This is a genomic window from Plesiomonas shigelloides (assembly GCF_900087055.1).
GTDB classification, from domain to species: Bacteria; Pseudomonadota; Gammaproteobacteria; order Enterobacterales; family CAMTGL01; genus Plesiomonas; species Plesiomonas shigelloides.
On record NZ_LT575468.1, the window covers coordinates 1,384,839 to 1,406,668 of the forward strand.

The following is a 21,830-nucleotide window of genomic DNA, read 5'->3' on the forward strand; positions in this document are numbered from 1 at the left end:
TTGTGATAAGTAGGCGAAATACATGCTGAATGATAAAGACCTGACGACGTGGCAGACGTTCCGCCGTCTGTGGCCGATGATCAAACCGTTCCGTCTGGGACTGATTGTAGCGGCTATCGCGCTGGTAATTAACGCCGGCACGGATACCGCGATGATCTCGCTATTAAAGCCGCTGCTGGATGACGGCTTCGGGAATGCGGATACCAGTTTCCTGCGGGTAATGCCGTTTGCCCTGTTTGGCCTGATGCTGCTGCGCGGTGTCACCAACTTTGTGTCTAACTACGGCTTGTCATGGGTATCCGGCAAAGTGGTGATGCATATGCGTCAGCGCCTGTTCAAGCACATGATGCACATGCCGGTGTCTTTTTTTGACAAACAATCGACTGGTACGCTGCTGTCTCGTATTACCTACGACTCCGAGCAGGTCGCGTCATCCTCTTCCGGTGCGTTGATTACCGTGGTGCGCGAAGGGGCGTACATCATCGGTCTGCTGGGCATGATGTTCTACAACAGCTGGCAGCTGTCGCTGATTTTAGTGGTGGTAGGCCCAGTCGTGGCGTTGGCGATTCGGGTGGTTTCCCGTCGTTTCCGCACGCTTAGCAAAGATATGCAAAACACCATGGGCCATGTAACGGCCTCTGCCGAACAGATGCTCAAAGGGCATAAAGTGGTGCTGAGCTTTGGCGGCCAAGAAGTGGAAGCCAAACGCTTTGATGAAGTCAGTAATCGCATGCGTCAGCAGTCCATGAAAATGGTGTCGGCGACCTCGATTTCTGATCCGCTGGTGCAAATCATCGCGTCCAGTGCTCTGTGTGTGGTGCTGTATGTGGCGTCATTGCCGGAAGTGATGCAGACGTTGAGTGCCGGTACTATCACGGTGGTGTTCTCTTCTATGATGGCGTTGCTGCGTCCGCTCAAATCGCTGACTAACGTGAACGCGCAGTTCCAGCGTGGTATGGCCGCGTGCCAAACGCTGTTTACCATTTTGGATATGGAGCCGGAAAAAGATGACGGCACTCGTCGTCTGGAGCGTGCCAAGGGCGATATCGAATTCCGTAATGTCACCTTTACCTACCCAACCAAAGATAATCCAGCGCTGAAAAACATCAGCTTTACCGTTCCGGCGGGCAAAACCGTGGCATTGGTGGGGCGTTCTGGCTCAGGCAAATCGACCATTGCTAACTTGCTGACCCGTTTTTATGACATCCAAGCGGGTGAGATCCTGATGGATGGTCATGAGCTGCGCGAATATCAGCTGTCTGACCTGCGTAATCAGGTCGCACTGGTTTCTCAGCAAGTGCATCTGTTCAATGACACCGTGGCCAACAACATTGCTTATGCTCGTACCGATGTGTACAGCCGTGAGCAGGTGGAGCAAGCGGCGGAAATCGCCCACGCCTCCGAGTTTATCCAGAAGATGGATCAGGGTTTTGATACGCTGGTGGGTGAAAACGGCGTGCTGCTTTCCGGTGGTCAGCGTCAGCGTATTGCGATTGCCCGAGCCTTGCTGCGCGATTGCCCAATTCTGATTCTGGATGAGGCCACCTCGGCGCTGGATACTGAATCGGAGCGCGCTATTCAAGCAGCGTTGGATGAACTGCAGAAGAACCGTACTGCTCTGGTGATTGCTCACCGTCTGTCGACCATCGAAAATGCGGATGAAATTCTGGTGGTGGATGAAGGCGAGATTGTCGAGCGTGGCAAACATGCTGATCTGCTGGCGCGAAACGGTGCCTATGCCCAATTGCATCGCATGCAGTTTGGGGAATAACCGCGTATGCAAGCCGTGCAATATCTGGAGCGAGCCGCGTTTACGTGGCTCTTTCAGGAGCCGATACCGAAAGGAATAATGCAAGGCATCATGCGAGGAGCTGGGCGATGATAGAGAAACTCTGGTTTTCCCGCTCGCCTTGGTGTTGGCTGCTGTTGCCGCTCAGCGCCTTGTTTGCCCTGATCAGTGGTGTGCGCCGACTGGCGTTTCGTTTCGGGCTAAAAAAAGCGTGGCGTGCGCCGGTGCCTGTGGTGGTGGTCGGCAATATTACGGTCGGCGGTAACGGTAAAACGCCGATGGTTGTCTGGCTGGTGGAGCAATTGCAGGCACAAGGTTACCGTCCGGCGGTTGTGTCACGCGGTTATGGCGGCAAGGCCGAGTGCTATCCACTGCTGGTGACCGATAACGTGTCCACGGCGCAGGCCGGTGATGAGCCGGTGCTGATCCGTCGGCGCACTGGGGTGCCGGTGGCGGTAGCGCCGCAGCGCAGTGCTGCGGTGCAGGCGCTGCTTGATACCTATCCACAGCAGATTGATGTCATCATTACTGATGATGGGTTGCAGCATTATGCGCTGGCGCGCGATATCGAAATCGTGATTGTCGATGGGGTGCGTCGCTTCGGAAATGGCTTTTTGCTGCCAGCAGGCCCACTACGAGAAACGCCACAGCGTTTATTCTCGGTAGCCGCGGTAGTGGTGAATGGCGGTAATGCGCAGCACGGCGAAATCCCGATGCAATTAGCGCCCGATTTGGCCATCAATTTGGCGACTGGAGAGCGCCGCGCGGTGAGTGCGTTACCGCATATTGTTGCGATGGCCGGTATTGGCCATCCCCCACGCTTTTTTGCTACTTTGCAGCAACTAGGCGCTGCACCGGAGCGCTGTGTGGCGTTTGCCGATCATCAGGCCTACCACGCAGAGCAGCTCAATGCGCTCGCGACGACAGAACAAACCTTGTTGATGACGGAAAAAGATGCCGTCAAATGCCGTGATTTTATCCAACCAAACTGGTGGTATTTGCCAGTCAGTGCTCAGCTGCCGGAAAGTGCAGGGCAGGCGCTGTTGGCGCAGATCATCGCCAAGATCACAGCGCAAAAAACCGATCATATCTAAGGAGATGACGTATGGATCACCGTCTGCTTGAAATTGTGGCGTGCCCGGTTTGTAAGGGAAAGCTGCATTACGATAAAGAGAAACAAGAGTTGGTTTGCAAACTGGACCGTCTGGCTTATCCAATGACCGACGGCATTCCGGTATTGCTGGAAAACCGCGCCCGTGAACTGACCGCTGAAGAGATCCTGTCATGAGTTTTACCGTGATTATTCCGGCTCGCTACGCGTCCACCCGTTTGCCGGGTAAGCCGCTGGCGGACATCGGTGGTAAACCGATGGTGGTGCACGTGATGGAAAAGGCACTGCAATCGGGTGCTGAACGTGTGATTGTGGCGACCGATCATCCTGACGTTGCGACAGCGGTCAAAGCCGCTGGCGGTGAAGTTTGCATGACGCGCGTTGATCACAATTCCGGTACTGAACGCTTAGCCGAAGTGATTGAACATTACGGGCTGGCCGATGATGCCATCGTGGTAAACGTGCAGGGCGATGAGCCGTTGATCCCTCCGGCGGTGATTCGTCAGGTCGCGGATAATCTGGCGCAAGCGACACAAGCGCGTATGGCGACCCTGTCCGTGCCGATTCGTGATGCCGAAGAAGCTTTTAATCCTAATGCGGTGAAAGTGCTGACCGACAAAGATGGCTATGCCCTCTATTTCTCACGCGCTACCATCCCGTGGGATCGCGATAACTTTGCCCACAGCCGTGAGCAGATTGGCGATTTTTACCAACGCCATGTGGGCATTTATGCCTACCGCGCCGGTTTTATCCGTCAGTACATCAATTGGCAGCCGAGCCAGTTAGAGCAAATTGAGTGCCTTGAGCAGCTGCGCGTGCTGTGGTACGGCGAGAAGATCCATGTCGCACAGGCATCCGAAGCCTTGCCGGCGGGCGTGGATACCCCCGAAGATCTGGATAAAGTACGCCAGATTATTGCGGGTTAATTCTTTACCGAGCAGACAAAACTGAAAAACCACCCTTGCGGTGGTTTTTTATTGGCCATATTTTATTTGCCACAATAAGAAAAATGGTGTCATCTTTATAAGAAGCAGACAATGCAGGGCGGTACAGGAGGTACGAAATGGAAGGTTTGCTGGACGATCTGGGTCAGTTGCTGGGAGAGCCAGTGTCACGGGCGGAAGTGATTGGCCGTGGTCAGGTGGCGACCGTGTATGCCTTGTACGACAGTCAAAACCGCACCTTCCCTGTGGTAGCGAAAGCCTACCCAGTGGCGGGGGTGGCGCAAAATGAGATGAACAAGCTGTTGCTGTTATCTCGTCACTCTTGGGTTCGCGTGCCCGCGGTGCACAGCGTGTATTGTCCGACCCGAACATCCCTCTATAAAGAAATCTTATTGTTGGAGCGTTTACCGGGGATCACGGTTTCAGCCCCTTGTCGCAGCACTGATCGCTCTCAGGCATTAAGTGAACATATCGTAGATTGCTTGCTGAGCTGGCACCGTGTTGATAGCCAAGGTTTCACGGGGATCAGTGGCGATCTTAAAGAGCAAGGATGGACGGAGTGGTATACCCGCTATCAAGTGCAGCTGTGGAACCAGTTGGAAGCCTTTACCGATTGCGATTATGCCGAGCGGGTGATTTTGTACCGTTCACTGGAGAAAACGTCGCGCCTGTTTAGTGAGTTTGATGATACTTGTGTGTTGGTGCACGGCGATTTTCGCTTACGTAACCTGCTTAAAGATGTGAAAACAGATCAGCTCTTAGCGGTACTCGATCCGGGCGAGATCCAAGCGGCACCACGCGAATATGATTTGATGCACCTGTGTGACGATCCCTTTGCCGAGAAAGTGCTGTCCACTTACCTCAAACGCGCCCCTGTGGCGGAGCAATTTGCCGCGCGGCGTTGGCTTTATAAAGTGTGGGATGAAGTGGCGGCGGGGTTACGTTGTGGCAAAATGAACCATGAGCGGTTGGCGGCCTACAGCCAAAACTTGATCCCGTGGTTGGAATAACCGCCAGCGCAGCGGTTATTCCTCGCCTATTTAGTGCTTACCTTTGAGGGTTAACCACCATTCACCCAGTAGCTCATACCATGCGCGTTCACTGCGCTCAAGGTACGAAGCGGCGGGGAAGTAAGTCTCCCAGAAATTAGCATGGCCATCAGAGGTTAACTGGTTGGCCGGTGCGGGGATGGGGTGCATGCCGTTATCGGCAAACAGGCGCATCGCGCGCGGCAAATGGCTGGCGGAGGTGACCAGCACCGCAGGCTGATCTTTGATCAACGCTTTCATCGCCAGCGCTTCATCTTCAGTGTCACGCGGGGTTTCAATCAGTACCATGTCTTCTTTAGGTACCCCAAGGCTGGAGGCCACCTGCGCCGCGACACGCGCGCTACTGACCTCAGATGCCGCCGGTGCGCCGCTAAACACCAACTTGGCTTTGGGGTGCATGCGGTAAATACGTATCCCTTCAGCAATACGTGCCAGTGTATTACGGCCAACTTGCGCACTTGGTGGCAGCAGCGGATCATAAGAGTAAGAGCCGCCGAGCACGATGACAAAGCTGACATCACCATTAGGTTGATAAGTCGGGTATTTGTTTTCGGTGGGGCGCAGCAGTGCATCGGCCACCGGCTGGAAGGAAAGCAGCAACAAAACAATCCATCCCGCAGAGATTAGGGTTTTGCCCGTTTTTTGCCAGCGGGTAAACCACAGCAGCAATAACCCGAGCAAGATTAGCAGCAGCATGGCCGGTAACGGCATGACCAATGCGCCAATCAGTTTTTTCAGTTCAAACATTCCGAATGCAGACATAGCATCCCCGTAGACATTATTTTCTGCCATGATAGTCGATTAAGTCTGAAAAAATAACCACATACGCCAGATTAGGCTCCTTGTGATGACGTTGTGTACCTACAATCTCGCCTTGCTCGCAACTTGCTGTGTGAAAAATGAACACCGTTACACCTAGGGTTGAAGCTGAGCTATACGCAGTATTTAGGTTTTTTGTTCCTTTAGTTCTCTTATTCCTTTGCATGCTGGTGTTGTTGGTAATTTTGGGTTGTCTTCCTGTCAGTCTTTGATTTTAAATATATTAGTCTATAACCAAATATTCGTTGATGAATTATCGCTGAAGTTAGTCGTATGATGAAAATTAAATGGGCATGTTTAATATTGTCATGCTGTTTAAAAATGTAATAGTAAAAATGAAATTGGAAAGGAATAAAAATATGTCAATGCGATTTCCATATAATTCTTTCGCCATCAAATACGCAAAAAGATTACAGTGAGAATTGTTTGCTTACTCTTACGAATGTAACAGAGTTATATGTGTGATTAGAGTCACGATTCAGCAGGATAAATCGATTAATTTACTCCTCAGTTTAGTGAATATCTATCTACGCTGAGGGTGAAATTATGCGAGCTCCTAAAATTGATAAAACGGCGATCAGTCCATTTGACCAATATTGTGATGGTTATGGTGCGCCAGGTGCTCAAGGGTTAGGGTATGTGTCCGTTCTGAAAGTCTCTTCTGGTAGCGTATATAAAACCGATGATGACCTGCTAGATGGGATCGTGGCCTATGACCGCGCTGAATGTAATGATGCGTATGTAGGCCAGATTAATATGCTGACGGCCTCAAGCTTCTGTGGCTTGGCCGGTCAAGTGTGGGGCCATGATTTAGCGGTGCATGAAGATATCCATGACAATAAAATCAAGCCGGTATTATCCATTGAACAATATGACGGCACGATGCTGGATGTTTTCGATGCTCAGCCATTGCTGGATGCCGGTAAAGAGTTGTTTGGTACCGAGTCTAATCGCCGCTTCCCGCTGTTGCCGGGCGCGCATGTTATTTGCGCTAACAAGAGTGTGACCGCGTATCGTCCGAAAGACGATGTGCTGCATGAAGGCGAAGCGTATGGCGTGTGGTCATTTATTGCGATTTCGCTGTCGCATGACCGCGATAACTGCGCAGATTTATTCATTGAAGATGCCGGTATCTGGACCAAAAACGATAGCGAAGCGGATCTGAAAAAATTCCTCGAAGAGCACCGTACCTCGGTAGCGTGGTCAGTGATTGCCTGTGGTAAAGATTCCCACGTTCTCTTCGACCGCACGTATGTTGGCTTCTCTTATACCATCATGAAACCGGGTGAAATTGGTACTGCTTTGACTTGCGCCCCTTATGCGACCTTGGCGCGTAATGCGATCCCAACCTGTGGCTTCCATAGCCTGAATAATATGCAGTTAAATGAATGGTTGGCAGATCGTAATTTGCCGCGTCTGTCTAAATAACATGTGAATTTCCGCTTATTACACCCGATAGCAAAACTTTTTGTCGTCAGTGATATTCACTGTCTGGGTTGAGAGGTTTTGTTATCGGGTGTGCGCTGAAACCGAAAATTAAAGGTGATAATGATGGCTGAAATGTCAGGGAGCAGTGCGCATAAAATCGGCCTTGCAGCACTAACACTGGTGACGGCATCTAATATGATGGGCTCCGGTGTTTTTATGTTACCGACTAACTTAGCCGGAGTCGGTTATATCTCTCTATGGGGATGGGTCATTACGATTATTGGTGTTATCGCCTTGGCATTAGTATTTGCCAAGTCCAGCCTAATTAATCCACGTATTGGCGGGATTGTGTCTTATGCCAAAGATGCATTTGGGCCGTTTGTAGGTTTTCAATCCACCATCTGTTATTGGATAAGTGCCTGGATTGGTAATGTTGCTTTGTTAGTTGCTGGGGTGGGTTATTTGAGTTATTTCTTCCCCGCACTGCATGAGCCGGTGTATAGCTGCATTACCTCCATCGTCATTTTGTGGGCATTTGTTTTATTAGGCTCATTTGGCGCGGATATTGCGGGCCGCTCTCAGTCATTTACTGCCACCTGTATGCTGATTGTGGTGCTTGGGGTCGGGTTTATTGGCTGGTTCTGGTTTAAACCGGATAACTTTACTCAGGTGTATAACGCCACCGGCAAAAGCGATTTGCAGGCCGTGATGAGCGCAGCATCTATTGCGCTGTGGGGCTTTCTTGGCGTGGAATCGGCTGTGGTATCGACCGGTCAGGTCAAAGATCCTGAACGTACCGTGCCAAAAGCCACCGTGTTTGGTTTGCTGATCACCGCCATTTGCTATGTCAGCAGTTGTACCGTAATCATGGGGATCGTGCCGCACGAAGTGCTGGTGCATTCGCCAGCGCCGTTTGCGTCGGCGGCCAGCTATATGTTTGGTCCGTTGGCCGGTAAAGTGGCGTCAGCGTTAAGTATCATTGCGTGTTTTGGGTCACTGTCGGGCTGGTTGATTTTGCAATCGGAAGCGCCGCGAGCGGCAGCCAAAGATGGCATCTTTCCTGCGTTTTTTGCAGAGACCAATAAAAACAATGTGCCGGTAAAAAGTCTGGTGTTTACCGGTGTGCTGATGAGTCTGGTGTTATTCATGACTGCATCGCCAAATCTGGCTAAACAGTTTGAGATTGTGATTCTGTTGTCAGTCTTTGCCTCATTATTGCCGTATATCTACGCGATTATTTCGCTGCCTATTTTGATGATTAACCGTGATATGGCCGCCACCCGTACGTTTCGCGTGTATACCGGATTGGTGTTAATCGGGATTGTATTTTGCCTCTATGCCTTGCTGGGCTCCGGCAGTAACTCGCTATACTGGGGCATTTTGATGGTGCTGATCACCATTCCGCTGTACACCTATGTGGCGGCGAAAAAACACAGCGCTGCCGTTGTCGATAGTGCTCATGCGGCAACCAGCAGCAAAAGTTAACTAAATGCCATTTTAAGGATGTGCCACAGACTTGTTGTTTCATGCTGATAGTCTCATACGGCGACAGAACGCAGTTCTTGTCGCCGTATTGCTTTGCAGACGCCCCTTTACCGGCGGGTATTTCCCTTTAAAACCGCGCAAAACGATCGCAAAAAATCCGCTTTCCACCTCTCTTCCCGTGCACAACGTCATAATTGAATAATAAAAAACCGATCAGACCGGCAAAGGGCATTTTTCCGCGCAGAATATGTCAAAATAGGACCTTTCATGCATGAGTGGGTGCCAGCGGTGTCTGAAGATCAGAATTTTGACGGCATTGTCGATAAGTTCGCACAGAATATTTACGGCTCGACTAAAGGGCGGATCCGTGAAGCCGTTCTGCAGCAAGATTTAAATCATCTGCTGGCGCAGCTGCCTGCGCGTCCGCTACGGATCTTGGATGCCGGTGGTGGAATGGGGCAGTTGTCTCGTTTTCTGGCGTCACAAGGGCATTTCGTCACCTTGTGCGATATTTCGCAAGAGATGCTAGAAAGTGCTGCCGCTGCGGCCGCTGCCGAAGGGCTGTCTGATCGCATGCAGTTTGTGCACTGTCCGGCACAACAGGTGGGAGAGCATTTAGACGCTCCAGTAGATCTGATATTGTTCCATGCTGTGCTGGAATGGGTCGAAGATCCGGTCGATGTGCTGACGCGTTTGGCGGAGCAGCTGGTACCGGGCGGCGCGCTGTCATTAATGTTTTATAACTACAATGGCATGCTGCATCATCACCTGATTGGCGGCAACTTTGATTACGTGAATGCGGGCATGCCGCGGCGACGTAAAAAATCTTTAGTGCCGACTCATCCGCGCCACCCTGAGCAGGTGTATCAATGGTTAACCGATTTGCAGCTACGCATTGTCGGTAAGACCGGTGTGCGCGTATTGCATGATTATCTGCGTGATAAATCACAGCAGGAAACCAAATTTGAGCTGCTGCTGGAAATGGAGCAGCGTTATTGCCGGCAAGAGCCTTATATTAGTCTTGGCCGTTACATTCATGTCATGGCACGCAAGCCTGAGATGAAATTTTAAGGGACATTGCATGAGTGAATTTTCCCAGACCGTACCTGAGCTGGTCGCCTGGGCGAGGAAAAATGACTTCTCCATTGCATTGCCGGTGGAGCGTCTGGCTTTTCTGCTTGCCATTGCCACCCTCAATACCGAGCGTTTTGATGGCGAAATGTCAGAAGGGGAACTGGTCGATGCGTTTCGTCATGTGAGCGAAAGCTTCAGTCTGGCCAATGAAACCCTGAATCAGCGCGCCAACAACGCCATTAACGATCTGGTTCGCCAGCGTTTACTGAGTCGTTTTACCAGCGAAGTGATGGAAGGGCAGTCAATTTATCGCCTGACCCCGCTCGGCATTGGCATTACCGATTACTATATTCGTCAGCGTGAATTTTCAGCGCTGCGTTTGTCTGTCCAGCTGTCGATTGTGGCGGATGAGATTCAGCGTGCGGCGGAAGCGGCAGAAGAGAACGGGGATGACGCCCACTGGCGGCGTAATGTCTATGCACCGCTCAAATATTCCGTAGCTGAAATTTTTGACAGTATCGACCTGACCCAGCGTCTGATGGATGACCATCAGCAAGCCGTGAAAGACGATATTGCTGCGCTACTGAGCAAAGATTGGCGGGCGGCGATCAGCAGCTGTGAAACGTTGCTGGATCAAACCTCCGGTAACCTGCGCGAACTGCAAGATACGCTGGAAGCCGCTGGCGACAAGCTGCAAGCCCGTTTGCTGCGCATTCAAGATGCCACTTTAGGCCACGATGATCTGGCGTTTGTCGATCAACTGGTGCTGGACTTGCAAGCCAAGCTCGACCGCATTATCAGTTGGGGTCAGCAAGCCATTGATCTTTGGATTGGCTATGACCGCCACGTCCATAAATTTATCCGTACCGCAATTGATATGGATAAAAATCGGATCTTTGCTCAGCGTCTGCGCCAGTCTATCCGCGATTACTTTGATATGCCGTGGGTACTGTATCACGCCAATGCCGATCGTCTGCTGGATATGCGCGACGAAGAGATGGCGCTGCGTAACGAGATTGCGGTGGGGGATTTACCGCCAGAGCTGGAGTACGAAAGCTTAAGCGATCTGAACGAGCAACTGGCCGCCAGCATTGAAAGCTTGCTGATTGAGTATCGCCAGCAGCAGCGTCCGCTTGATTTGGCGGCGGTGCTGAAAGACTTCTTACGACGCTTCCCAGGTGCGCGTCACTTTGATGTATCGCGTCTGCTTGTTGACCAAGCGGTACGCCTTGGGGTAGCGAAAGCCGATTTTGCCGGCCTGCAGCCAGAATGGCAGGCCATTAACGACCACGGAGCCAAGGTTCAGGCCCATGTCATCGATGAATATTGATCAATATATTCCTGTGCGTATGGCACAGGCGATTGCTAATCCGATTTTCCCTGTCCTCGACAGCCAGCTGCGCGCCGGTCGTCACATCGGTTTGGAAGATTTGGATAACCATGCCTTCCTGATGGATTTCCAAGGTGAGCTGGATGAGTTTTACCGTCGCTATAACGTGGAGTTAATCCGCGCGCCGGAAGGGTTCTTCTATCTGCGCCCACGCTCAACCACCTTGATTGCGCGAAGCGTGCTGTCTGAGCTCGACATGATGGTCGGCAAGGTATTGTGTTACCTCTACCTCAGCCCTGAGCGTTTGGCACAAGAAGGTATTTTTACCGTAGCCGACCTGTATGACGAGCTACTGAATCTGGCCGACGAAACCAAGTTGCTCAAGCTGGTGAATAACCGCTCCACCGGCTCGGATCTGGACCGCAAAAAGCTGCAGGAGAAGGTGAATACCTCCCTGAACCGCCTGCGCCGTCTGGGCATGTTGGTGATGATTGGTGACAGTGGCAAATTCCGTATCTCTGAAGCGGTATTCCGTTTTGGCGCGGATGTACGTAGCGGCGATGATCCACGCGAAGCGCAGTTGCGCATGATCCGTGATGGGGAAGCGATGGCGGCAGACACGTTGTCATTAGATGATGCTGTGGACGATGCGGGCGAAACCATCGTCGATGATGGTGAGGAATAATCGAACATGATCGAACGCGGAAAATTTCGCTCATTAACACTGGTTAACTGGAACGGCTTCTTTGCTCGGACATTTGATCTTGATGATCTGGTCACGACGTTGTCCGGCGGTAACGGTGCGGGTAAGTCCACCACCATGGCGGCCTTTGTCACCACCTTGATCCCCGATCTGACGTTACTGCACTTTCGTAACACCACCGAAGCGGGCGCGACCTCAGGCTCTCGCGATAAAGGTCTGTACGGTAAGCTGAAAGCCGGTGTCTGTTATGCCGCTATTGATACGCTGAACTCACGCAATCAACGTATGCTGATTGGTGTGCGTTTGCAGCAAGTCGCTGGTCGTGATCGCAAGGTGGATATCAAGCCGTTTGCCATTCAAGGCTTGCCGATGGCCACCAATCCGACCGATTTGCTGACCGAAAAACTGTCTGACTCCAAAGCACGTGTTCGTCAGCTGCAAGAAGTGCGTGATTTGGTCGATGAGTTGGAAGGCGTGCAGTTTAAGCAATTCAACTCAATTGCTGATTATCACAGCCTGATGTTCGACATGGGCGTGATCCCGAAACGTCTGCGCTCTTCATCTGATCGCAGTAAGTTCTATCGTCTGATTGAAGCGTCTCTGTACGGTGGTATTTCCAGCGCCATTACCCGTTCTCTGCGCGATTATTTGCTGCCAGAAAACGTTGGCGTGCGTAAAGCCTTCCAAGATATGGAAGCGGCGCTGCGTGAAAACCGCATGACGCTGGAAGCGATTCGCGTCACCCAGTCTGACCGTGACATGTTTAAGCAGCTGATTGCCGAAGCCACCAACTACGTGGCGGCGGACTACATGCGGCATGCCAACGAGCGCCGTCAGCATTTGGAAGATGTGCTGAATCTGCGCCGTGAATGGTTCGGTGTTCGCGGTGAGCTGGTTAACCAGCAGTATCGTCTGGTCGAGATGGGCCGCGAGCTGGCGGAGCACAAAGGTGCCGAAAACGATCTGGAAGCCGATCATCAGGCGGCCAGTGATCACCTGAACTTGGTGATGACCGCTCTGCGTCAGCAAGAGAAAATCGAGCGTTATCGCGATGATTTAGAAGAGCTGTCGGTTCGTCTGGAAGAGCAGAACGAAGTGGTCGCCGAATCCACTGAAGCGCTGGCCGAAGCTGAAGAGCTGGCGGAAGGCGCGGAAATTGAGGTGGACGATCTCAAGTCTCAGTTGGCCGATTACCAGCAAGCCCTGGATTCCCAGCAAACTCGTGCACTGCAATATCAGCAAGCGGTGCAGGCGCTGGAAAAAGCGCGCGCGCTGTGTGCATTGCCAGAGCTGACTGCTGACAATGCTGCCGAGTGGCAAGAGGAGTTTGTGGCCCGTGAACAGGAAGCCACCGAGTGCCTGCTGAGCCTTGAACAAAAAGTGAACGTGGAGCAAGCCGCGGCCGGTCAATTTGATCGCGCGTATCAGCTGGTTTGCCGCATTGCAGGTGAAGTGGCGCGCAGTGATGCGTGGCAAACCGCCCGTGAACTGCTGCGTGATTTGCCTTCGCAACAGCATCTGGCCGAGCGGGTTTCCCCGCTGCGCAGTCAGTTGGCCGAGCTAGAGCAGCGTCTGCGTAGTCAGCAAGATGCTGAGCGTCTGCTCAATGATTTTATCCGTCGTAGTGGCAGTCGCATTGATCATCCGGCTGAGCTGGCCGAAGAGCAAGCGCGTTTAGATCTGCAAGCTGAAACCGTTGCGGCGGAGCTGTCTGAGCATCTGGAGCAGCGTAGCAGCTTGCGTCAGCAACGCGAGCAGTTTGCCGGTCAGATTGCCGCGCTGTCTAAGCGTGCGCCGCAGTGGCTGACCGCGCAAGATGCGCTGAATACCTTAAGCACCCAGATTGAACAGCCACTGGAAGATGCGCAAGCCGTGATGCAGCAGATGCAAAATCTGCTGGAGCAAGAGCGTGAGCGCACCGTGGCACGCGATCAGGTGGCCGCGAAAAAGGCCGTTATCGAAGCGCAAATCGAACGTTTGGCACAACCGGGCGGGGCGGAAGATAGCCGTCTGGTTGCGCTGGCGGAGCGTTTGGGCGGTGTATTGCTGTCCGAAATTTATGATGATGTGACGCTGGATGATGCGCCGTACTTCTCGGCGCTGTATGGTCCGGCGCGTCATGGCATCGTGGTGCAAGATCTTTCTGCGGTACGTGAACTGCTGCCAGAGCTGGTGGATGACTGCCCAGAAGACTTGTATCTGATTGAAGGCGATCCGCAGTCGTTCGATGACAGCGTTTTTGAAACGCAAGAGCTCGAAGGCGCGGTGGTGGTGCAGATCTCCGAGCGTCAGCTGCGTTATTCGCGTTTCCCAGCCGTACCGCTGTTTGGTCGTGCCGCACGCGAAAGCCGTCTGGAAACGTTGCGCGCGGAGCGTGAAGAGTTAGCTGAGCGTTACGCCACGCTGTCATTTGACGTGCAAAAACTGCAACGTCTGCATCAGGCGTTTAGCCGCTTTGTCGGTGAGCATCTGGCAGTGGCGTTTGAGTCTGATCCAGAAGAAGAAATTCGTCTGCTGAACCAGCAGCGCAGTGATATCGAACGTGAGCTGGCGCAGGCCGATGCCATTGAAAAACAGCTGCGCACGTCACAAGAGCAACTGCGTGAACAACTGAACCTGCTCAATCGCTTGGTGCCGCTGACCGCGTTGCTGGCCGATGAAGATCTTATTGATCGCACCGAAGTGCTGCGCGAAGAGTTGGATGCGGCGCTGGAAGCCCAGCGTTATATCCAGCAATATGGCGCGCAGTTGCAACAATTAGAGCCGTTGTTGTCGGTACTGCAAAATGACCCGCAGCAGCAAGATAGCTTGCAAGCCGATTATCAGCAGGCGCAAAACCAGCAGCGTGAAGCTAAGCAAAAGCTGTTTGCCCTGTCTGAAGTGGTGCAGCGCCGCGCTTACTTTGCTTATGCCGACTCCGTGGGTATGGCCGGTGAGTCCTCTGGTCTAACCGAAAAACTGCGTGAGCAACTGGCGCATGCCGAAGCTGAGCGTAGCCGTCAGCGTGATCGTCTGCGTCAGCTGCAAAGTCAGCATAGCCAATATCATCAGGTGTTTGCTTCGTTACGCAGCTCGCACGATGCTAAGCGCGACATGCTGGCAGAGCTGGAGCAAGAGATGCAAGACATTGGCGTGCGCGCTGATGCCGATGCAGAAGCCCGCGCGCGTAGCCGCCGCGACGAGCTGCATGCCCAGCTCAGCAACAACCGCCAGCGCTGCAGCCAGCTGGAAAAACAGATCGCGACGTTGGAAGCCGAAATGGATGGCCAGCAAAAACGTCTGCGTAAGCTGGAGCGTGAATATCTGAGCCTGCGTCAGCAAGTGGTGCAAGCCAAAGCTGAATGGTGCGCAGTATTGCGTCTGGCGCGCGATAACGATGTGGAGCGTCGTTTGCATCGTCGTGAGCTGGCTTACTTGTCAGCAGACGAGCTGCGCTCGATGTCGGATAAAGCGCTGGGTACGTTGCGCCAAGCGGTGGCGAATAACGAGATGCTGCGCGATGTACTGCGTGCATCAGAAGATTCGCGTTATCCACAGAAGAAAGTGCTGTTCTACATTGCCGTGTATCAGCACCTGCGTGAGCGTATTCGTCAGGACATCATCCGTACCGACGATCCGGTGGATGCTATCGAGCAGATGGAAATCGAGCTGGCGCGTCTGACCGAAGAGCTGACTAGCCGCGAACAGAAGCTGGCAATCAGCTCCGAAGCGGTAGCCAACATCATGCGTAAGACCATTCAGCGCGAGCAAAATCGTATTCGCATGCTGAACCAAGGCTTGCAGAATATCTCGTTTGGTCAGGTACAAAGCGTTCGACTGTCGGTGAATATCCGTGATAGTCACGCCATGTTGCTGAGTGGCCTGTCTGATCAGCAAGAGCAGCATCAGGACTTGTTCTCTAACAATCGTCTGACCTTCTCTGAAGCGTTGGCGAAGCTGTATCAGCGCCTGAATCCGCACATCGATATGGGTCAGCGCACGCCGCAGACTATCGGTGAAGAGTTGCTGGATTATCGTAACTACTTGGATTTGGAAGTAGAAGTCTTCCGTGGCTCGGATGGTTGGCTGCGCGCCGAAAGTGGTGCGTTGTCTACCGGTGAGGCGATCGGTACCGGTATGGCTATCTTGCTGATGGTCGTACAAAGCTGGGAAGAAGAGTCGCGCCGTTTGCGTGGTAAAGACATTGCACCGTGCCGCTTGTTGTTCCTTGATGAAGCTGCGCGTCTTGATGCGAAATCTATCGCTACTTTGTTTGAGCTGTGTGAGCGTCTGGATATGCAGCTGCTGATTGCAGCGCCAGAAAACATCAGCCCAGAGAAGGGGACCACCTACAAACTGGTACGTAAGATCTTCCAAAACCACGAGCATGTGCATGTGGTGGGGCTGCGTGGCTTTGGGGCTGAGTTACCGCAAAGCGCGCCGCAAGCAGCGCCTGAGAGTGCCGAGATCTTGTGATACTGAACGGTTAATTTTTCGGTAGAATTTTAATAAAAAGCTGTGCATGATAATCCGTCATGCGCAGCTTTTTCTTTTATTATCAGCAATGTGTTGTAAATAAATGATGAGGTTAAAAATAGATTACCGCGCATGATTGGAGTATGCTTTTTTTATCCTATATTTTAATAACATCCAACCTGCACATTATTTGTGCGGATAATCTCGCTTAAAGAGCCGAATTCAGATGCGTCCATCGAAAGTCACTCAAGCCGCTGGTTGTTTATTGGTTTCTGCATTATTGGTGCAGCCTTTTGGCGTTGCGGCGGCCGCCAATGCGGCAGACACAGCAAATGTCGCCGGACCTGTGCAGCAGGGTTTACCGCAGCATGTGGAGCTTAACTTCCCACAGCAGGTCAATAAGCTGTACGCCGCCAGTAATATGCAGCCGTTGTGGCAAAACGAAGAGGCGACACGCGCCTTTTTGGTGCAGCTGAATGAACTGGCTTTGGCGGGGATCAATCCGCGCTTTACTCAGTGGGTCAAAGAGATCAGCAATACCCATTTATCAGAGATGGCACGCGATAAACTGCTGTCTGATGCGATGCTGGGTTATCTGGGCTATGTGCAGAATGTGGGGGCTAACGGCAGTGTCTGGCTGTATGGCAACAACAAGATGGCACGTCTACCGGCACCACCTCCAGAGCGTGTTCTGGCTTGGCTGAAAGCCAAAGACCAAAATCGCCTGACGGCGTTTATTGATTCGCTAGCGCCCATGAATCCGCAATATCCGAAGATGCAAAAAGCGCTGCATACTTTGCTCGAAGAGCAGCATGAAAAGGGATGGCCACAGCTGGTCACCTCGACAACCTTGCGTCCGGGTGAATACAGCCCAATGGTGATTGGTCTGGCGCAGATCCTGCGTTTAACCGGCGATTTGCCTGCCGATTATCAGGATAACGGTGATGACCTGTATAACGCGACCTTGGTCAGCGCGGTCGAGAGTTTCCAAGCCCGTCATGGGTTGGCGACTGATGGCGTCATTGGTCCACGGACACGTTTTTGGTTAAACCAAGATCCACAAGCTCGCGCGACCTTGCTGGCGTTAAACATGCAGCGTCTGCGTTTGTTACCGGCAGAGAAAACCAATGGTATTTGGGTCAACATCCCAGATTATCGTCTGGATTACTTCCGCGACGGTAAAAAGGTGCTGGACTCGAAAGTGATTGTCGGTCGTCCGGCGCGTAAAACGCCGTTCATGCACAGCCAGCTGAATAATGTGGTGCTGAACCCGCCTTGGTCGGTACCGACTAAGCTGATCCGTGAAGATATCATCCCGAAAGTGAAGCAAAATCCGAGCTACTTGGCACAGCATGGCTATGTGATCTTGAGTGACTGGACTGAGAACGCTTACGAAATCTCGCCCTATGATATCGATTGGAGCATGATGTCAGCGAAGAACTTCCCGTATCGCCTCAAGCAAGCGCCGGGAGATGGTAACTCATTGGGCCGTTATAAATTCAATATGCCAAACTCTGAGGCTATTTACCTGCACGATACGCCATCCAAAGGGCTGTTCGGTAAAGATATCCGCGCGCTCAGCTCAGGCTGTGTACGGGTGAATAAAGCGGCTGAACTGGCTGATATGCTGTTGGGCGAGGTCGGTTGGAATCAAAGCCGCATTGAAAATTCGCTGAACAAGGGTAAGACTCAGTACGTGACAATCCGTAATCGTGTGCCGGTGCAGATCTATTACCTCTCTTCTTGGGTTGGGGATGATGGTCAGGTGCAATACCGTACCGATATTTACGATTACGATAAGGTGCCACGCCCAAGTGCGGTGGTGCAGCGTAACCTGCGTCAGCTACTCAATTAAGCGGCTGACTGAGCGCGACACCGATATATCTGATCTCAAAAAAGAGAAGCTTGGCTTCTCTTTTTTTGTTTTCAAGTCTTGTTTCTCTGGCAGTTTTGCATCATGCCTGACGGTGCTATTTCATGGCGCTATTTTACACAGCTCTTTAGTGTGTACCTGATTGGCGTAACCCGATTTGGGTTTAGCATGAGGGGGAGAGGTAGCACGACATAAATCTGAAATCGTGTCACAGCACGATATTTTCTGATATCCAGCATTTACCGCAGATGTATTGTCAGAACATTGATGGCGAAAGCTGAATCTGAGTAACAGAATCAGAAAAATCATTTCTGCCCTGTCATATTGTGATACATCTCGATATGTTCCGTCTGAAGAAACTTATTTTGTGATTAAGTTCATGAAAATGGGTGCTTATCCGAATCTTTCTACTGACATCCGGTCTTAAATAGGTCAGCGTCAGAGGGATCTGTCAGATCTTTGTGCTGCCGTATAGGTTGACTGACTTTGCCTGTGCGGTTAAGGTGCATCGCGTTGGGTTTATAGCGTTTCCTTATAATTAACCGGATAGTAATCACTTAAATTATGCAAGATCTTGAGCAAGGGATTGATCACAGTCGTCGTAAGTGGCTTGCTTTAGGTGGCGTAGTACTCGGTTGTGCGCTGCTTCCCGGGCAAGCTTTGGCCTCATTATCTACGTCTAAACCAAAGATCCTGACATTGAATAACATCAATACCGGGGAAAAGGTTCGGGCCGAGTTTTTTGATGGTAAAAACTACGTCTCGGAAGAGTTGTCACGCCTGAATTTTTTGTTGCGTGATTACCGAGCCAATCAGGTTACCAAGATTGATAAACGATTGTTTGATCAACTATACCGCATTCAACTGATGGTCGGCGCACGTGGGGAAATCCAACTGATTTCTGGCTACCGTTCACCGAAAACCAATAAAAATCTGCGCAAACATTCTCGGGGTGTGGCTAAGCACAGCTACCATACTCTGGCACGAGCCGTGGATTTTCGCATCGAAGGCGCATCATTGAGTAATGTCCGCAAAGCGGCCATGAAAATGAAAGCCGGCGGTGTGGGTTACTATCCAAAAAGCAATTTTGTGCATGTGGATACCGGCCCTGTACGCGCATGGTAAATCTGCTTGCAGCATAATGACAAAGCCCGAACTGAGTTTCGGGCTTTGTGCTATTTAACTCTACTGGATGGTGCTGATTGCCGCGCCAGAGGCTTGTGTGTGACAGGCTATGATTGAGCCGGTTGAGTGGTTAGGCTCGTGTTTTGTGTCTTCGCATCATCCTGTGGCGCTTCCTGAGAGGACGCTTTCAAATGTGGAGTGATGTAGCGCGCGCGTTTTTTCTCTTTCAGCTTGCTGGTATCAACCAGTACTAAGCCATCAATACAGTCAGCAAAGTCCGGATCAGTACCAAAATCCAAGAATTGCACGCCACCAGGTTCGCACAGTTCACTGTACTGTTTGTACAAGGTCGGGATCTGCACGCCAAAATGGTGCATTAGCGATTTAAGGGTCGTGAGATCTTTAAGGTAGTCCGTGCCACAAAACTGTTGCTGTAGTTCTTTTTGCAGCTCGTTCGTCAGCTGATAAGGGCGACGTGAGCGGGCCATGCTCTGGTGAGCGGCAAAATAGGTTTGATAGAAGTAGACCAGCAGGTTTTTCGCTTCCGGTGGTAAACCATTACTGATGCTGACCGGCCCGAACAGATAGCGAAAATGTGGATTGCGCGCCAAAAATGCTCCGATGCCTAGCCACAGATAATCTAAGCTGCGTAAACCCCAGTAGCGCGGCTGCACAAAGCTTCGCCCCAACTCTAGCCCTTGCTGCAAGATAGGCGTCATTCCTTCATCGTATTGGAAAAGCGAGTGGGTATAGATACCGTCTAAGCCTTTTTCGCGTAAGGTGGTGGCGGTATCGCACAATCGGTAGGCACCGACAATCTCCAGATCCTGATCATCCCACAGCACAATGTGGACATAGTGACGATCATAGCCATCGATGTCATACCGTTGCCCAGAGCCTTCGCCTACAGCGCGAAACGCGACTTCGCGTAAGCGACCAATTTCGCGCATGATGGCGGAGTTTTCGCTGTAGCGATACAGGTAGATTTTTTTGTCATCACTGCTGGTTCCGAGTAAATCACACTCTTGGATCTCTTTACGCAGCGTCACGCGATTTTCCGGATGGGCAATCGGGATCTCAGTGGGTAACACGCCTGCTTTATTGGAGCCGAGTTGATACAGGTGTTTGCGAAACAGTTTGATCCGAGTCGGTGTTGGTAAATGGCAAAGGGTGTGATAACTGCGATAGGGAATAGGTGCACCGATATTAATCTGGATCCCTTTATGGGTTTGATTAAACATCTCTTTGACCAGCAATAACGTGGCCAGCGGTTTGTACACCATCGACGTGCCGTAAAACAGCGCCGAGTTACGGCCTTTAATATAAATGGGCACTACCGGTGCTTGAGCGCGGCTGGCGATCCGCAAAAAACCACTATGCCAGCGTGTATCGCGCACCCCGTTAGGGCGCAGGCGTGACACTTCACCCGCAGGAAAAATGATCACCGCACCTTCTTGTTCTAGCCACTGATGGATCTGGTTGAGGTTTTCTTTCGGTGTTTTGCCGCCCATGTTATTAACCGGTAGCAATAATGGCTCCAGCGGTGCTAATTGCATCAACATGTTATTGGCGATGATTTTGACATCTTTACGCAGCTGACCAACCAAACGCAGCAGAGTAAGGCCATCCAATGAGCCGATAGGGTGGTTAGCGATGATAACGACGCGGCCCGTGACCGGTATATTTTCTAGGGCGTTATCACGAACGGTAGCGTGAAAATCAAAATAGCGTAAAACCTGCTCAACAAACTCAAATCCGGTGACGTCCGGATAGGTGCGCGCAAATTGCTGAAAATCGTCTTCATGCAGCAGATTTTTCAGTACGGAACTCACCGGACGGTACAGCCATGTACGCTGTGGCAGTGTTGGTGCGTATTTATGAAGTACATCATCCACATTAATCATCCCTAAGCTCCAAGTCAGCGGCAGTAACGGATATTATTTACGTTAAAAATATGACATATCCGTTAATGTTACAGGGATTTTGGTAGCAGAGTAGTGTAATAAATATTCGTTAACAAAAATTGGCGAAAAAAATTGAGAGTGCTGAGGGAATGAGAAATACGCATAATTTTTGTCTCCCGCTGCGGAATAAAAAATAACGCGTTAGCCAGCGTTATTATGGCAGTGACGGCTATGGGGCTTTTTAGGTATTAAGATTGAGTATCGGGGCGAGGGCGCGCTTTTTTGGCCGTATTTTTGTTTTGCTTGGCAATGAGCAAACTGAGGTAGGCATTGACCACTTTGGTGCGATAGGTAATGTGGTATTTGGGCGTTTTAGAGTGGTAGTTACCTACCGCGCACCACACATCCTCCTGACATTGGGTCAGGTGTTCACGCAAGAGAGCACCCGCGACTGCCACATTCAAGCAAGTATTGCTAGCGAGCGCTTTCCACGTTAGGCCGGGAAACTGCGCTTCTAACCGTGGTAAATGTATAGTGTTAATCTGCATTGGCCCCAAATCGTAAGAGCCATTGCTGTTTTTACTGATGGTGCCTTTCTTGCCGCCTTCCACTTGTGAAATGGCTTTGAGCAAAATGCCCGGTACGTTGTAGAGACGGCTAGCCATACTGATGCAGTATTGCATTTCAGCGGCCGGCACGGCTTGTTCTGTATAACCTGCATCAAACATGGCACAAATTCCT

General features: G+C 51.5%; 16 protein-coding genes. 13 read left to right on the plus strand and 3 right to left on the minus strand.

Annotated elements, in window-relative coordinates:
* Positions 1-22: 22 nt before the first annotated feature.
* From msbA to NCTC9997_RS06055, 5 genes are all read left to right on the plus strand, one after another.
* The gene (gene msbA / locus NCTC9997_RS06035; RefSeq protein ID WP_064977568.1) at positions 23-1,771 is read left to right on the plus strand and encodes a lipid A ABC transporter ATP-binding protein/permease MsbA; all 1,749 of its coding nucleotides are present in this window, start codon (positions 23-25) and stop codon (positions 1,769-1,771) included.
* 107 nt (positions 1,772-1,878) lie between these two features.
* Positions 1,879-2,883: a tetraacyldisaccharide 4'-kinase gene (gene lpxK / locus NCTC9997_RS06040; protein ID WP_064977569.1), complete on the plus strand. Its 1,005-nt coding sequence runs from the start codon at positions 1,879-1,881 to the stop codon at positions 2,881-2,883.
* A gap of 11 nt (positions 2,884-2,894) precedes the next feature.
* Positions 2,895-3,077 carry a Trm112 family protein gene (locus NCTC9997_RS06045; protein ID WP_010861835.1) on the plus strand — a complete coding sequence of 61 codons (183 nt, stop codon included), beginning with the start codon at positions 2,895-2,897 and terminating at the stop codon, positions 3,075-3,077.
* Entirely contained in the window at positions 3,074-3,826 is a 753-nt protein-coding gene (gene kdsB, locus NCTC9997_RS06050) for a 3-deoxy-manno-octulosonate cytidylyltransferase (protein ID WP_064977570.1), read from the plus strand. The genes NCTC9997_RS06045 and kdsB overlap by 4 nt, the downstream gene beginning before the upstream one ends.
* Before the next feature lie 137 nt (positions 3,827-3,963).
* A complete protein-coding gene (locus NCTC9997_RS06055) occupies positions 3,964-4,854 on the plus strand; it encodes a phosphotransferase (protein WP_064977571.1) in 891 nt (296 codons plus the stop codon).
* A gap of 30 nt (positions 4,855-4,884) precedes the next feature.
* On the opposite strand, the gene elyC is transcribed toward NCTC9997_RS06055, so the two are convergent.
* Positions 4,885-5,655 carry an envelope biogenesis factor ElyC gene (gene elyC, locus NCTC9997_RS06060; RefSeq protein ID WP_225624478.1) on the minus strand — a complete coding sequence of 257 codons (771 nt, stop codon included), beginning with the start codon at positions 5,653-5,655 and terminating at the stop codon, positions 4,885-4,887.
* A 603-nt stretch (positions 5,656-6,258) separates the two neighbouring features.
* Here elyC and hdcA point away from each other — a divergent pair.
* From hdcA to NCTC9997_RS06100, 8 genes are all read left to right on the plus strand, one after another.
* Positions 6,259-7,140, plus strand: a complete 882-nt coding sequence (gene hdcA, locus NCTC9997_RS06065) for a histidine decarboxylase, pyruvoyl type (protein WP_064977572.1) — start codon at positions 6,259-6,261, stop codon at positions 7,138-7,140.
* A gap of 132 nt (positions 7,141-7,272) precedes the next feature.
* On the plus strand, positions 7,273-8,625 hold the full coding sequence (locus tag NCTC9997_RS06070; protein ID WP_197665247.1) for an amino acid permease: 1,353 nt from the start codon (positions 7,273-7,275) through the stop codon (positions 8,623-8,625).
* A 267-nt stretch (positions 8,626-8,892) separates the two neighbouring features.
* Positions 8,893-9,696 (plus strand): tRNA uridine 5-oxyacetic acid(34) methyltransferase CmoM, encoded by an 804-nt coding sequence (gene cmoM / locus NCTC9997_RS06075; protein ID WP_047707716.1) that lies wholly within the window; start codon positions 8,893-8,895, stop codon positions 9,694-9,696.
* A 10-nt stretch (positions 9,697-9,706) separates the two neighbouring features.
* Entirely contained in the window at positions 9,707-11,029 is a 1,323-nt protein-coding gene (gene mukF, locus NCTC9997_RS06080; RefSeq protein WP_064977574.1) for a chromosome partition protein MukF, read from the plus strand.
* Positions 11,010-11,714, plus strand: coding sequence for a chromosome partition protein MukE (mukE, locus tag NCTC9997_RS06085; protein WP_010861827.1), 705 nt, complete (start codon positions 11,010-11,012; stop codon positions 11,712-11,714). Before mukF ends, mukE begins: the two co-directional genes overlap by 20 nt.
* A gap of 6 nt (positions 11,715-11,720) precedes the next feature.
* A complete protein-coding gene (gene mukB, locus NCTC9997_RS06090) occupies positions 11,721-16,187 on the plus strand; it encodes a chromosome partition protein MukB (protein WP_064977575.1) in 4,467 nt (1,488 codons plus the stop codon).
* A gap of 226 nt (positions 16,188-16,413) precedes the next feature.
* Positions 16,414-18,042, plus strand: coding sequence for a L,D-transpeptidase (ldtD, locus tag NCTC9997_RS06095; protein WP_064977576.1), 1,629 nt, complete (start codon positions 16,414-16,416; stop codon positions 18,040-18,042).
* A gap of 582 nt (positions 18,043-18,624) precedes the next feature.
* A complete protein-coding gene (locus NCTC9997_RS06100; RefSeq protein ID WP_039045343.1) occupies positions 18,625-19,185 on the plus strand; it encodes a YcbK family protein in 561 nt (186 codons plus the stop codon).
* 107 nt (positions 19,186-19,292) lie between these two features.
* Here the strand turns inward: NCTC9997_RS06100 and olsF are convergent, their stop codons facing one another.
* Both olsF and NCTC9997_RS06110 read right to left on the minus strand, forming a co-directional pair.
* On the minus strand, positions 19,293-21,089 hold the full coding sequence (olsF, locus tag NCTC9997_RS06105) for a bifunctional ornithine lipid synthase OlsF (protein ID WP_064977577.1): 1,797 nt from the start codon (positions 21,087-21,089) through the stop codon (positions 19,293-19,295).
* A gap of 248 nt (positions 21,090-21,337) precedes the next feature.
* Positions 21,338-21,817, minus strand: coding sequence for a lytic transglycosylase domain-containing protein (locus NCTC9997_RS06110; RefSeq protein ID WP_010861822.1), 480 nt, complete (start codon positions 21,815-21,817; stop codon positions 21,338-21,340).
* Positions 21,818-21,830: the final 13 nt, after the last annotated feature.

What these genes read in the sequence shown, in the direction of transcription:
- ldtD (WP_064977576.1), top strand. Translation starts at nt 16,414, where the DNA reads ATGCGTCCATCGAAAGTCACTCAAGCCGCTGGTTGTTTATTGGTTTCT.
- msbA (WP_064977568.1), top strand. Translation starts at nt 23, where the DNA reads ATGCTGAATGATAAAGACCTGACGACGTGGCAGACGTTCCGCCGTCTG.
- mukF (WP_064977574.1), top strand. Translation starts at nt 9,707, where the DNA reads ATGAGTGAATTTTCCCAGACCGTACCTGAGCTGGTCGCCTGGGCGAGG.
- NCTC9997_RS06055 (WP_064977571.1), top strand. Translation starts at nt 3,964, where the DNA reads ATGGAAGGTTTGCTGGACGATCTGGGTCAGTTGCTGGGAGAGCCAGTG.
- NCTC9997_RS06070 (WP_197665247.1), top strand. Translation starts at nt 7,273, where the DNA reads ATGTCAGGGAGCAGTGCGCATAAAATCGGCCTTGCAGCACTAACACTG.
- mukB (WP_064977575.1), top strand. Translation starts at nt 11,721, where the DNA reads ATGATCGAACGCGGAAAATTTCGCTCATTAACACTGGTTAACTGGAAC.
- lpxK (WP_064977569.1), top strand. Translation starts at nt 1,879, where the DNA reads ATGATAGAGAAACTCTGGTTTTCCCGCTCGCCTTGGTGTTGGCTGCTG.
- mukE (WP_010861827.1), top strand. Translation starts at nt 11,010, where the DNA reads ATGTCATCGATGAATATTGATCAATATATTCCTGTGCGTATGGCACAG.
- NCTC9997_RS06100 (WP_039045343.1), top strand. Translation starts at nt 18,625, where the DNA reads ATGCAAGATCTTGAGCAAGGGATTGATCACAGTCGTCGTAAGTGGCTT.
- NCTC9997_RS06045 (WP_010861835.1), top strand. Translation starts at nt 2,895, where the DNA reads ATGGATCACCGTCTGCTTGAAATTGTGGCGTGCCCGGTTTGTAAGGGA.
- NCTC9997_RS06110 (WP_010861822.1), bottom strand. Translation starts at nt 21,817, where the DNA reads ATGTTTGATGCAGGTTATACAGAACAAGCCGTGCCGGCCGCTGAAATG.
- cmoM (WP_047707716.1), top strand. Translation starts at nt 8,893, where the DNA reads ATGCATGAGTGGGTGCCAGCGGTGTCTGAAGATCAGAATTTTGACGGC.
- kdsB (WP_064977570.1), top strand. Translation starts at nt 3,074, where the DNA reads ATGAGTTTTACCGTGATTATTCCGGCTCGCTACGCGTCCACCCGTTTG.
- olsF (WP_064977577.1), bottom strand. Translation starts at nt 21,089, where the DNA reads ATGATTAATGTGGATGATGTACTTCATAAATACGCACCAACACTGCCA.
- hdcA (WP_064977572.1), top strand. Translation starts at nt 6,259, where the DNA reads ATGCGAGCTCCTAAAATTGATAAAACGGCGATCAGTCCATTTGACCAA.
- elyC (WP_225624478.1), bottom strand. Translation starts at nt 5,655, where the DNA reads ATGTCTGCATTCGGAATGTTTGAACTGAAAAAACTGATTGGCGCATTG.